Genomic DNA, 12,836 nt, shown 5'->3' on the forward strand with positions numbered 1-12,836 from the left:
CTAAATTAGCAGCATCGTGTTTGAATGCGACTGAATAAGTTGTTCGAGCTTTTTTCATTATGTACACCATTTTGATATTAAGAGTATTTTATCCTATTTAGGTGTACAAGTTCATTAAGCCACAACAGGACGAGATAAAAGCGATGGGTGAAAGCCTGTCGCTTTTTTTGTACCTGAACCCTGTCATTCCCTACAGTGAGGTTACGAACGAGATAGGGAATCTACTACCCGCGCATTGTAGAGCCAGTATTTTCTGTGGCGTTTTAGCATGTTTTCATTGGTGTCTTTGAGGCTCAATCACGCGGTGAGTAGAGCCCGGATAATGGGCTGAGAACTCGCCATTGCTTCCCCTTTGTTGCACCATCCCCTATACTTCACCCTCTGTTTTGAACAGGCGCTTAAATAATATCGCCTGTGTGTTTATGTTGAATTAAGTCGAAGTGAGATTATGCGAATAGCGTTAGGTATAGAATACGATGGTGCTAAATATTGTGGTTGGCAGCGTCAAGTAGATGTGGATAGTGTTCAAGAACGTTTAGAAAAAGCGTTGTCACACATTGCTAATCAGCCGATTGCTGTTTTTTGTGCTGGGCGCACCGATACTGGTGTTCATGGCACCGGACAAGTGGTTCACTTCGATGTTGATATTGACCGTAAAATGATAGCATGGACGATGGGTGTAAATGCTTATCTTCCTAAAGATATTGCTGTTCGTTGGGCACATGAAGTTAATGAAGATTTCCATGCCCGCTTTTCTGCTACCGCGCGTCGCTACCGTTATGTGATTTATAATCATTCAGTGCGTCCGGCTATTTTTCAACAAGGTGTTAGCCATTACCATGGTCATCTTGACGAAGAAAAAATGCATGAAGCCGCGCAATATTTAATTGGTGAACATGACTACACGTCATTTCGTGCTAGCCAATGCCAGTCACGCAGTCCGTGGCGTCGACTTGAACATTTAACTGTGACTCGCCAAGGTGATTACGTTGTTATCGACATTAAAGCCAATGCGTTTGTGCATCATATGGTACGTAATATCGCAGGTAGCTTGATCAAAGTCGGCAAAGGTGAAAAACAGCCGGATTGGATTAAATGGGTACTTGAACAAAAAGATCGTCGTATTGCTGGTCCAACAGCAAAATCAGCCGGCTTATATTTAGTCGATGTTGATTATCCTGCGGAGTATAATTTACCTCGTTCGGCATTAGGTCCGTTATTTTTGTAAGCCATTTGTTCAGTACAGGTTAAATGTTTAGTCTACAGTTACTAATGTTATGGCTGTTTTTAACGTGTACTGATGTTTTTACTCAAAAACATCATCATGACGATCAAAGGTAATACCAGTTTTTTATCTACAGATTAATAAGATTATGTTTTAATCTATAGATAATATTTAATGAATTTGTCTCTTCAGTCATTATTGGCCGAAGAATAAAAAAGAAAGGTCATTCATGAGCTGGCTTGAAAAGATTCTAACGAAAAGTAACATCGTATCTTCGCGCAAGGTATCAATCCCTGAAGGCGTTTGGACGAAATGTACATCTTGTGATCAGGTTCTGTATCACGCAGATCTCGAACGCAATCTTGAAGTTTGTCCTAAATGTGACCACCACATGCGTATGAAAGCGCGTCGTCGTCTTGAAACATTTCTTGATGCTGATACGCAAGTGGAAATTGCAGCTGAACTTGAGCCGCAAGATAAGCTTAAGTTCCGTGACTCTAAGAAATATAAAGATCGCTTATCAGCAGCCCAGAAAGCAACAGGCGAGAAAGATGCTTTAATTGCGATGAACGGTGAGTTGCTTGGTCTACCTGTTGTTGCCTGTGCCTTTGAGTTCTCTTTTATGGGTGGCTCTATGGGATCAGTAGTTGGGACTAAATTTGTACGTGCGGTTGATTCTGCCATTGAAAAAAACTGTCCATTGGTTTGTTTCTCTGCTAGTGGCGGTGCTCGTATGCAAGAAGCGTTAATGGCATTAATGCAAATGGCTAAAACCAGTGCTGCGTTAGAGCGTTTATCTGCGAAAGGTTTACCATTCTTCTCTGTATTAACAGATCCAACAATGGGCGGCGTATCAGCCTCTCTTGCAATGCTTGGTGATATTAATATTGGTGAGCCAAAAGCATTGATTGGTTTTGCTGGCCAACGTGTTATTGAGCAAACTGTACGTGAAAAGCTACCAGAAGGCTTCCAACGTAGTGAGTTTTTACTTGAGCATGGTGCGATTGATATGATTGTTGATCGTCGTGAAATGCGTCAACGTATTGCAGGTTTAATGGCGAAAATGATGAATCAAGCATCACCATTAGTGGTTTCTATTGACAGTAAACCTGAAGAGCCACAACCTGCAGCAGAACAACAAGACTAAAAATTCCAACTTTAATCGTGTGTTATTAGTTAACGGTAATAACAACGATTAATGTCAATAAATGCCATTCTAATTGATGTAATTAGAGTGGCATTTTCGTTTTCTAGACCGAATCACTAATTTATTGTACTCGATGATTAAATTATTGGTCATTCAGTGGTAAATTAATGACTCAGTACGTTACTACAAGTGAATGATTTTAAATGTCAGGATTGACCCCTCCGCAAGCGACAGCCGCGCTTTCAACATGGCTAAAATATCTTGAACAACTTCATACTAGCGCAATTGATTTAGGACTCGACCGAGTTCAATTAGTCGCGCAACAGGCTGATCTTATTAAGCCTGCACCATGTGTTATTACTGTTGCTGGTACCAATGGTAAAGGCTCTACTTGTGCCATGCTTGAAGCCATTTTATTGGCAGCAGGTTATAAAGTTGGGGTATATAGCTCTCCGCATTTAGTGCGTTATAACGAACGTGTTCGAATTAATAATCAAGAACTTGATGATAGTGAACATTGCTTGGCATTTGCGAGTGTGGAAGCGGCGCGTGGTGAAACCAGTTTAAGCTTGTTTGAATTTGGCACCTTAGCCGCGCTAACGTTATTTAAACGACATCAGGTCGATGTGGTGGTGTTAGAAGTCGGTTTAGGCGGGCGATTAGATGCAACCAATATTGTTGATCATGATGTGTGTGTGATCACTAGCTTAGCGATTGATCATGTTGATTGGCTTGGCGATAACCTCGACGTTATTGGTTATGAAAAGGCAGGCATTTACCGTGGTGGTAAGCCTGCAATTTGTGGTCAACCGCATCCGCCAGCGACAGTGCCTGCACATGCTGATGATATTGGGGCTGAGTTTTATCAAGTCGGGTATCAGTTCGATTATCAAGTAGAGGCTGACCGTTGGCATTGGCAAGCAGGTGCATTTGCGTTGGCTGATTTACCTTTGCCAAGTTTACCATTGCCTAATGCGGCAACGGCGTTAATGGCATTAGCTGTCACCGATCTTGATATTAGTGATGAAAATATTATTGAAGGTCTACGTAATGCGAGCCTTCCTGGGCGGATGCAACGTGTTAGCGAACAACCGTTAATTATTATGGACGTTGCACATAACCCACATTCTGCGCAGTATTTTGCTACTCAGCTTGCTTGCATAAAAGCGCAAGAAGGTAAAAATAAAGTTCATGCTGTGGTCGCAATGTTGCACGATAAAGATATTGCAGCCACTGTCGCTGCAATGCGATCAAGCGTTGATTATTGGTATCCTGCGTCATTGAAAGGGCCTCGTGCTGCTATCGCTGATGAGATATTATTGCATTTACCAACAGGTTGTCGTGGATTTGAGTGCCCAACAGTGGCTTTTGACCAAGCTTTAACACAAGCAAGCGCTGACGATATAGTAATCGTGTTTGGCTCGTTTTACACTGTCGGTCAAATAACCACGCATTTAAAGTTGTAGAACAGACAGAGAGTACATTGTGATTGTGCAGTGTTCTCGTTTTAGATATCAACAGGAGTCATTGTGGCGAGTCAATTTCAAAATCGACTAATTGGAACCATTATTTTAGTCGTGGTAGGCGTTATTTTTCTACCCGATTTTTTCGATGGTAAAAAAGAACATTATAAAGAACAGTTTGCGAGTATCCCATTACAGCCCAAAATGGGGGGAGAAAGTGAAGCAAAAACGATCCCTGAACCTGAAAATGCGGATGTTGTGTTACCTCAAGAACCTGTAACAGCAACGACAGATAAATCGGCTTCAACGGGTGATGAAACATATACCATTGAAGCTGATAATAATGCGACAGCTGAGCCACAAATAAAGCCACAACATAATATCAAGCATGAGGTTAAACCAATCGTAAAACCGGTTGTAAAGCCAACGCCAGTCGTGAAAAAACCGACACCTGTTGTTAATAAACCAACGCCAGCAACCCGTTCGGCATGGGTAATTAAAATGGGAACGTTTGGTAATTTTGATAACGCCAATGCGCTGGTAGCAAAACTGCGTTTGAACGGTTATCAAGCACAATTAATCCCTCGAAATGCTAAGCCAGGCCAATATGTAAAGGTTGTTGTTGGTCCTGATGTATCAAAAGCTAAGCTAACGGGGCAAATTGCAGAATTGAAAAAAATTACTGGCTTAAATGGTAAATTGAACCGATTTGATGCAATAAATCCTTAGGTAAACGTTTGCGTAAGCGTTTTTTCTGTTAGAATACCCATCAACACAACGAGCAATAACAACAATGATCTGGATTGATTATGTAATATTGGGCGTGATCTGCTTCTCAGCAATGGTAAGTTTGGTTCGCGGTTTTGTTAAAGAAGCACTGTCATTAGTAATTTGGTTTACCGCATTTTTTGTCGCCAGTAATTTTTATATGGAATTGGCGGTTTATTTTACCAATTTCAGTGACAAGATGTTGCGTAATGGTAGTGCGATTGCAGTACTGTTTATTGCGACATTGATTGTTGGCGCAGTAGTAAACTACGTTATTGGTCAATTAGTACAGAAAACCGGTTTGTCTGGTACAGATCGTGTTTTAGGGGTTGTTTTTGGTGCCGTTCGTGGCGTGCTTATTGTGGCGGCAGTATTGTTCTTTATTGACACCTTTACAGGATTATCTAGCTCAGAATGGTGGAAAAAATCTGAGTTAATACCTCAATTTGGTGCTGTAATTGAATGGTTCTTCGAATATATCAAAGAGAGCTCTAGTTTTTTACATAGCATTAAATAGTGCAAGATTAACTGCGGTTGCTGACGTTACTGTTATAAATAGTAATGTTAGTAGCTGTTATTTTATGCAGAACGAGGGTTAAGGGAATGTGTGGTATTGTTGGAATCGTGGGATCAACCCCGGTAAACCAGGCTATCTATGATGCACTTACAGTGTTACAACATCGCGGCCAAGATGCCGCTGGTATTTGTACCTTAGAAAGCAATCGTTTCCGTCTGCGTAAAGCGAATGGTTTAGTTCGTGATGTCTTTGAAGCTAAACATATGCAGCGCTTACAAGGTAATGTGGGTATTGGACACGTACGTTATCCAACGGCAGGAAGCTCAAGTGTTTCTGAAGCTCAGCCGTTTTATGTTAACTCTCCTTATGGTATTTCTTTGGCGCATAATGGTAATTTAACCAATGCTGCTGATATTAGAGAAACGCTGTTTGAACACACAAAGCGGCATGTTAATACGACGTCCGATTCGGAAATTTTATTGAATGTGCTTGCTAATCAACTTGCGCATAGCGAAAGTTACCCCATTAGCCCAAATGATATATTTAAATCGGTTAGCGACGTACATAACATCGTTAAAGGTGCCTATGCTGTTGTTGCTTTAGTGATTGGGCATGGATTAATTGCTTTTCGTGATCCTCATGGCATTCGCCCATTGTGTTTAGGTCAGCGTGAAGAAAACGGCAAAATTGAATACATGGTAGCGTCAGAGTCAGTCGCATTAGATGCGGTTGGTTTTGATTTTGTGCGCGATGTATCACCGGGTGAAGCGATTTATATTACGTTAGAGGGTGAGCTTCATACTCAGCAATGTGCTCTCAATCCACAGCTTAATCCATGTATATTTGAATTTGTGTATTTTGCACGTCCAGATTCATTTATTGATAAAGTGTCAGTTTACGGTGCGCGTTTAGCAATGGGCACTAAGCTTGGTGAAAAAATCAAGCGAGAGTGGGCTGATATTGATATCGATGTTGTTATTCCCATTCCGGAAACATCCTGTGATAGCGCGCTTGAAATTGCCCGTACGCTAGATAAACCTTATCGCCAAGGATTTGTTAAGAATCGCTATGTTGGCCGTACGTTTATCATGCCGGGTCAGCAAATGCGTCGTAAATCAGTTCGCCGTAAATTAAATGCTATCCGTTCTGAATTTAAAGATAAAAATGTACTGCTGGTGGATGACTCTATTGTTCGTGGAACCACCTCTGAGCAAATTATTGAGATGGCGCGTGATGCAGGTGCAAAGAAAGTCTATTTGGCCTCTGCTGCTCCTGAGGTTCGCTTTCCTAACGTGTATGGGATTGATATGCCCAGTGCCAATGAGTTAATTGCTCATGGTCGTGAAGTAGATGAAATTAGTAAATTAATTGGCGCTGATGGTCTGATTTTTCAAGATTTAAGTGATTTGGTTGCTGCTGTCGCGGAAGGTAACCCTGATATTACTTTGTTTGAAACGTCAGTATTTAATGGCAATTATGTGACGGGTGATGTTGATCAACACTATCTTGATTATCTCGATGCGTTACGCAATGAAGGTTCAAAATTGCAGTCTGAATTACACCAAGATTTAGTTAACCTTGAGATGTATAACGAAGGAATGTAATTTTACAGTCTAAATAATGCTAAAAGCGATAGATGAATATCTATCGCTTTTTTGTTGGTCTGGATTTGTGTTTTTTTGATAGTTAATGGTCATCATAAACGAAAATGCCGCTCCTAATTTATTTGGCGGCATTTTTCTCTGTTTTTTTGGGGACTAATTTTTCTAATTAGTGTTTTTCAAGATCAAAGTAATGACTTGCAAAATCAATAAATAGACGTAGTTTCTCTGGTTGGTAATCACGGTGGTTATAAATCAAATATACGTCACGTGGGTTAGCAGACCAGTTTTTAAGTACTTGTACAACGTCACCTGCTGCAATGTATTTTTCTAACATTACATTTGGCATTAGTGTGATACCAAGACCTGCACTACATGCTTTACGAATGACATTAAGTTCACTTGCTTCAAAGCGTGCGCGTTCGTTAATTGTAACTGTCTCGCCATTTTGATTAGTTAAACGCCAGCGTAACAGCGGATTACCTTTCAATAATGTATGTTCATGTAGATCCTGAGCATGCTTAGGTTCTGGGTTTTTCTTTAGATAATCAGGACTAGCGACCAGAATATCTTTTACTTCGTTAATGCGGCGTGCAATAAGCGTTGAATCGCGTTGAGGACCAACACGGAACATAACATCCCAATCGGTTGGATCAAGTTGATCAGGTTCATTGCTCATAAACAGTTGAATGCTAATTGCCGGATGTTCTTGCATAAATGCAGTTAGCAACGGCTGTAACATCACCTTAGTGATATTGGTCGGTGCTGCAATGCGTAGTTTACCTGCAGCGCCTTTACACTCTTCACTGATATGCTCAGTAGTATCCAGTAACTGTTGTAATAATGGGGCACAATCATGATAAAACTTCTGACCAGCTTCAGTCAGTGACAGTTTTCGAGCATGACGATTCAAAAGGCGAATGTTAAGGCCTTCTTCAAGCGCTTGAATGCGGCGTGTTAGCGTCGCAACGGGTACCTGTGTCTTACGTGATGCTGCTGTATAACTTCCATTTTCCACAACCATGCGGAAGAGGTTTAGATCGTCAAGTTTCATATCTAAGTCATTTGTGAAAACTGATAATGGGTAATTGTATAACAAAACGAGTCAAATTCACCCCCTTTTGTTATGTATTTTCAATAAAAATATGTTAGCTCTTATGGTTATTGGCCTGAGGCGGATTTATTTATAAATTTTGATAGAGTTTGAACTCATCTCTATTTATAGAACAAATATTTTGATAATACATAGAAAAGAGCTATTAGATGTAAACTATTCGCTATGCTTTAGTGGTTGCTAGCTTTTAAAAATGGGTGTGATGATAAAGTTTAGTGATCGTAGTTGGTGTTGTTAATTTTAGCTTATACACTCATAAATGTAGTTATGAAAAAGGAGACACTTTTGCTTAAAGGGAAAAATATACTTATCGTAGAAGATGATCCTGTGTTTCGAACCATGATTGTTGGTTTTTTAAATAGCCAAGGTTGTCAGGTGCGAGAAGCGGAAGATGGATTGGTCGGATTAAGAGCCCTAAAAGATGAGATCCCTGATTTATTATTATGTGATTTATCGATGCCAGTAATGACGGGAATGGAGTTTGTTGAAGAGGTTGCACTACAGTATCCAATGACGCCTGTGATTGTAATTTCAGGTACTGGAGATATGACTGATGTTGCTCAGGCATTACGCTTGGGCGTTAAAGATTTTTTAATTAAACCTATTGATAATATTATGACGCTGAAATCATCGATTGTGTCGGTATTAAAAATGCAAGACAGCGCTAGACAGAAACAACAAGATTTTTCTCAGCGTTGGGTCATTGATGGTGATGATGCAGGTTTAGTCGAAGAAGAATTACAATGGCATATTTCAGAATTAAAAAGTAATCCTCAAGCCGCTCGCGATTTATTAATGGGGTTAATGCCTGATCTTCAATCTCGTTGTGGACGTTGGAAACTCAGTTATCGTGCTTTACAAGCAGCAGAAATATCACCGGTTATTTTTGATTATATCTGGTTGATTGATGGCCAATTAGCATTTTATATGGTTGACACCAGTTCTGGTGGTGAAAATAGCACAGCGACAGCATTATTGATTAGAGCATGTTTTAATGATTTCTTACGTCAGCAAGGTAATTATTTAAGCAGTGTTCAACACTTAGTGGCGCAAATAGAATTGGGGCTACAGTCTTCAGGTTATGCGACGCCTGTAAAAGGCTTATTTGGGGTGTTTAATTTAGCAGAAAAGCAATTACACCTTATTACGGCAGGTCTTGGTGGGGAATTACACCTTGGTGAGCAGCGTGTAATGATAGCTGCTGGACAGTGGCTGGGTGAGCAGGCCTGTGATAATCCATTGGTGATTTTATCCATGACAGATGCTGGTGGGCGATTGTCATTGAATGATATTAATCATGCTAATTTTAGTGTTAATTTTGAAACAGTGACATAAGTGTATATATGTATTATCAGAGAAAAGATAAAAATAAAAAAGAGGATGCTTACGCATCCTCTTTTTATTTAGTTAAAGTCACAATTAAGCGTTAGCAGGTTGTGGTTTAACTTCATTATCATCGTTATCCACAGCGCCTTCTGCACCATGCATCCATGAAATTAGCTTGTTAGAGAACAAGAGTAACAATAGACCAGCAATAACCGCTGTAATCGCAATACCAGAGAAGATCGCTAGTGGACCTGCTTCACCGATACTTGCGCCAACAACACCTGCAATGTAGTTTGCAATTGCGTTAGCACCAAACCATGCACCCATCATTAATGACGCAAGACGAAGTGGGGCTAATTTAGTGATCATTGATAAGCCAATAGGTGATAAGCATAGTTCACCAATTGTATGGAAGAAATAAGCGCCGACTAGCCACATCATTGATGTTTTAACGGTCATATCGCCATTTTGTTCTAACGCTGCACCAATCATACACGCAAAACCTAGCGCAAGAGAGAACATCGCTAAAGCAAATTTAACGGGTGAATTTGGCTCGCTTTTCCCCATTTTAACCCATAGTGCAGCAAGTAACGGAGCACATAAAATAATAAAGAATGGGTTCAGTGATTGGAACCATGCCGCTGGTACTTCAAAGTTACCAATCATACGGTTAGTGTATTCTTGCGAGTAAATATTCATTAAGCCGCCAGCTTGTTCAAAGCCAGCCCAGAATACGATAACAAAAGTAGACATCACTAAAATTACTTTCAAGCGATCACGTTCAATTTTAGTTAACGGCTCTTTTTTACCACTTGCGTTGTTTGCTGCATCACGTACGGCGGCAGGTACTTTACCAATATCACCCAGGTAACGTTGAGCAAAGAAAAGTTGAGTTAATAAGCTCATTAACATACCTATACCTGCGCATAGGAAGCCTGCTTTCCAACCGTAAACAGCAGATGCGGTACCTGCAATAATACCGGCTAACAATGAACCAATATTAATACCCATATAGAAAATAGTGAAAGCACCGTCACGACGATGATCACCTTCAGGGTATAGATCACCAACCATGGTTGAAATATTAGGCTTAAATAAACCATTACCCACAATAAGGAAAGCTAAGCCAACATAGAAGGCGGTAACTGAATGAGGATCAACCACACTGTGAGGCAATGCTAGTGTAAATTGGCCAATCGCCATTAACATGCCACCAATGATAATCGAACGGCGTTGACCTAAAATATTGTCGGCAATCCAACCACCAATAAGAGGGGTAAAGTAAACTAAGCCAGTGTAGATACCGTATAAGTTAAGTGCTTCTTCTGTGGTCCACCCAAGACCGCCATTAATGGTTTTATCTGTTAGATATAAAACCAGAATTGCTCGCATCGCGTAATAAGAAAAGCGTTCCCATAGCTCTGTTCCAAATAAAAGGAACAAGCCTTTTGGGTGGCCCAGAAGGGTACCACTACTATTATGACTCATAGGATTCTCTATTTTATTTTAATTAGTGTGTTTGCTTATTTCATATAGGTTTATAAAGCACAATATATTTAACTGCAAGTTTTTACATTTAACCAACAATAATAAAACATTATAAATCGCTGATAAATAAGTATTCGTGTATTTTGTGCTCAGTTATGAAAAATTAAATTTCATCACTTAAAGATGTATCTTACACTATTATATTGCTTTAATTCAGGTTTTTATATTGTTTTTAGATCTTATGTTAGATGCTTATATTACCAGTTGAGAATATTCATATATGTTACAAATTCAGAGTCGAATATTAGTCAATAATATCGTGTGAATATATATCTATGGAATAAAAAGACAGTTGTGTGTTGTAAAAAATAGGATTTGGGTGAAGATATAAATCAGTATTGATTTTGTATATACTAATTAAAGTTAAGATTTTATTGAGGTTGATGTTGATAATGAGAGATTGGTATCTACTTTATTGTAAGCGTAGCGAACAAGAGCGCGCAGTGATCAATCTTGATCGTCAAGGGGCTGAATGTTATTACCCTCAGGTTGTGGTAGAAAAAATAGTACGCGGTAAGCGCTGTGAATGCTTTGAACCACTATTTCCAAGCTATGTTTTTGTTACTTTTGATTCTGAACAATTAAGTTTTACGACCGTACGGTCAACCCGTGGGGTAGCTGACTTTATTCGTCAAGGGGCCTTGCCACAAATTGTTAGCGAAGAACTTGTTTATAATTTGATGCTCAATGAAGATAATAATTCATATGAACATATGTTTGAATCATTACCTCAACAGGGCGATAAACTAATCTTAGAGCAAGGTAAGTTTAAAGGTCTTGATGCAATTTATCAGGAAGCTGATGGTGAAAAACGGTCATTTATGCTGATTAATTTACTTGGTAAACAAGTGAAAGTTAGTGTGGAAAATACTGATTTAATTAAAAATAAAGATTAACAACAATAAAAAAGCGAGTATATGATTACTCGCTTTTTGTGTATTAATTAATGATATATATTAGTTATATATCATTGATTTATGCTGAGTGGTACTGCTCACAAGCAAGCAATGTATTCTCAATTAAGCTGGCTACCGTCATTGGTCCGACACCGCCAGGTACAGGTGTAATATATTTTGCACGTTGACAAGCGATATCAAATTCAACATCACCGCATAGCTTACCGTTTTTAAGGCGGTTAATACCTACATCAATGACTGTTGCCCCCTCTTTAATCCAATTGCCTGGAATAAAATTAGGTTTGCCTACTGCAACGACTAAAATATCAGCTTGGCGAATATGACCTTCTAGATCTTGCGTAAAGCGATGACACGTTGTTGTCGTTGCACCAGCCAGTAATAATTCTAGCGTCATTGGGCGTCCGACAATATTTGATGCACCAACAATAACCGCATGTTTACCACGTACTTCAATATTATACCGTTCAAGTAGCGTGATAATGCCTTTGGGAGTACATGAACGTAATTTAGGAATTCGCTGGCTGAGGCGACCGACGTTATAAGGATGAAACCCATCAACATCTTTTTCTGGATCAATGCGTTCAAGAATACGGGTACAGTCCATGCCTGCAGGTAACGGTAATTGAACTAAAATACCGTCCATCGTCGAATCTTGATTGAGTTCATCAATTAAATCGAGTAATTGCTGTTCAGATGCCGTAGTTGGTAAATCAAATGATTTTGAAATAAACCCGACTTCTTCACATGCTTTACGTTTACTGGCAACGTAGATCTGCGAGGCTGGATCATGGCCGACGAGAACAACAGCGAGACCTGGTGCGCGTAATCCGGCATCGGTGCGTGCTTTTACTCTAGCGGCAACTTCCTGTCGTACAGTTTGGGAGATAATTTTCCCATCAATAATTTGAGCGCTCATGGTGATCCTTTGTTGTATTGGTTGAACGTATCAACGCCAATATTGTGGCAGATTATAAATGGAATAGCTATTGAGCAAACGATTGCTATTTAGTTTTATCTTTTATATAGAATTGTGATGTTGTTGCCTTATAGATGATTGGTCAGGAAATATTGTAATAAGAATGAGGGTAAATAATTAGAGTGAGCTTTTGTTGACCTTGAAAATATCCTCAAAGATTGGCTTATTGTTGTATCTTTAACCAGTCAGTTGCTTGAAACATAAAAAAGAGACTAAAGGGATTGACCTTATATA

The 12,836-nt window shown here is 39.6% G+C and carries 11 protein-coding genes; 8 read left to right on the top strand and 3 right to left on the bottom strand.

The features are described from left to right. The first annotated feature begins 448 nt into the window (after nt 1-448). From truA to purF, 6 genes are all read left to right on the top strand, one after another. Complete coding sequence (truA, locus tag CIK00_RS09190; RefSeq protein ID WP_101768584.1) at nt 449-1,228, top strand: tRNA pseudouridine(38-40) synthase TruA; 780 nt, start codon at nt 449-451, stop codon at nt 1,226-1,228. 226 nt (nt 1,229-1,454) lie between these two features. Next, a complete protein-coding gene (gene accD, locus CIK00_RS09195) occupies nt 1,455-2,372 on the top strand; it encodes an acetyl-CoA carboxylase, carboxyltransferase subunit beta (protein WP_101768585.1) in 918 nt (305 codons plus the stop codon). Nucleotides 2,373-2,575: 203 nt separating this feature from the next. Next, nucleotides 2,576-3,838: a bifunctional tetrahydrofolate synthase/dihydrofolate synthase gene (folC, locus tag CIK00_RS09200; RefSeq protein ID WP_101768586.1), complete on the top strand. Its 1,263-nt coding sequence runs from the start codon at nt 2,576-2,578 to the stop codon at nt 3,836-3,838. A 63-nt stretch (nt 3,839-3,901) separates the two neighbouring features. Continuing rightward, entirely contained in the window at nt 3,902-4,564 is a 663-nt protein-coding gene (gene dedD, locus CIK00_RS09205) for a cell division protein DedD (protein ID WP_101768587.1), read from the top strand. A gap of 64 nt (nt 4,565-4,628) precedes the next feature. After that, a complete protein-coding gene (gene cvpA / locus CIK00_RS09210; protein WP_101768588.1) occupies nt 4,629-5,120 on the top strand; it encodes a colicin V production protein in 492 nt (163 codons plus the stop codon). An 86-nt stretch (nt 5,121-5,206) separates the two neighbouring features. Continuing rightward, nucleotides 5,207-6,724: an amidophosphoribosyltransferase gene (gene purF, locus CIK00_RS09215; protein WP_101768589.1), complete on the top strand. Its 1,518-nt coding sequence runs from the start codon at nt 5,207-5,209 to the stop codon at nt 6,722-6,724. Between the two features lie 166 nt (nt 6,725-6,890). Here the strand turns inward: purF and CIK00_RS09220 are convergent, their stop codons facing one another. After that, nucleotides 6,891-7,775 (bottom strand): LysR family transcriptional regulator, encoded by an 885-nt coding sequence (locus tag CIK00_RS09220; RefSeq protein WP_080157996.1) that lies wholly within the window; start codon nt 7,773-7,775, stop codon nt 6,891-6,893. 345 nt (nt 7,776-8,120) lie between these two features. Between CIK00_RS09220 and CIK00_RS09225 the strand changes: the two genes are divergently transcribed. Next, nucleotides 8,121-9,170 carry a response regulator gene (locus CIK00_RS09225; RefSeq protein ID WP_101768590.1) on the top strand — a complete coding sequence of 350 codons (1,050 nt, stop codon included), beginning with the start codon at nt 8,121-8,123 and terminating at the stop codon, nt 9,168-9,170. 84 nt (nt 9,171-9,254) lie between these two features. Here the strand turns inward: CIK00_RS09225 and CIK00_RS09230 are convergent, their stop codons facing one another. Further along, nucleotides 9,255-10,649, bottom strand: coding sequence for a peptide MFS transporter (locus tag CIK00_RS09230; protein ID WP_101768591.1), 1,395 nt, complete (start codon nt 10,647-10,649; stop codon nt 9,255-9,257). A gap of 452 nt (nt 10,650-11,101) precedes the next feature. Here CIK00_RS09230 and rfaH point away from each other — a divergent pair, with 452 nt between their 5' ends. Beyond that, complete coding sequence (gene rfaH, locus CIK00_RS09235) at nt 11,102-11,605, top strand: transcription/translation regulatory transformer protein RfaH (protein ID WP_101768592.1); 504 nt, start codon at nt 11,102-11,104, stop codon at nt 11,603-11,605. Between the two features lie 79 nt (nt 11,606-11,684). Here the strand turns inward: rfaH and folD are convergent, their stop codons facing one another. Then, nucleotides 11,685-12,542 (bottom strand): bifunctional methylenetetrahydrofolate dehydrogenase/methenyltetrahydrofolate cyclohydrolase FolD, encoded by an 858-nt coding sequence (gene folD / locus CIK00_RS09240; RefSeq protein ID WP_101768593.1) that lies wholly within the window; start codon nt 12,540-12,542, stop codon nt 11,685-11,687. Nucleotides 12,543-12,836: the final 294 nt, after the last annotated feature.

It is taken from the genome of Photobacterium carnosum, assembly GCF_002849605.1.
GTDB lineage: Bacteria > Pseudomonadota > Gammaproteobacteria > Enterobacterales > Vibrionaceae > Photobacterium > Photobacterium carnosum.

Excerpts from the sequence above, each read along its gene's own strand:
- truA (WP_101768584.1), top strand. The coding sequence starts at position 449 with ATGCGAATAGCGTTAGGTATAGAATACGATGGTGCTAAATATTGTGGT.
- accD (WP_101768585.1), top strand. The coding sequence starts at position 1,455 with ATGAGCTGGCTTGAAAAGATTCTAACGAAAAGTAACATCGTATCTTCG.
- folC (WP_101768586.1), top strand. The coding sequence starts at position 2,576 with ATGTCAGGATTGACCCCTCCGCAAGCGACAGCCGCGCTTTCAACATGG.
- cvpA (WP_101768588.1), top strand. The coding sequence starts at position 4,629 with ATGATCTGGATTGATTATGTAATATTGGGCGTGATCTGCTTCTCAGCA.
- purF (WP_101768589.1), top strand. The coding sequence starts at position 5,207 with ATGTGTGGTATTGTTGGAATCGTGGGATCAACCCCGGTAAACCAGGCT.
- CIK00_RS09220 (WP_080157996.1), bottom strand. The coding sequence starts at position 7,775 with ATGAAACTTGACGATCTAAACCTCTTCCGCATGGTTGTGGAAAATGGA.
- CIK00_RS09230 (WP_101768591.1), bottom strand. The coding sequence starts at position 10,649 with ATGAGTCATAATAGTAGTGGTACCCTTCTGGGCCACCCAAAAGGCTTG.
- rfaH (WP_101768592.1), top strand. The coding sequence starts at position 11,102 with ATGAGAGATTGGTATCTACTTTATTGTAAGCGTAGCGAACAAGAGCGC.
- folD (WP_101768593.1), bottom strand. The coding sequence starts at position 12,542 with ATGAGCGCTCAAATTATTGATGGGAAAATTATCTCCCAAACTGTACGA.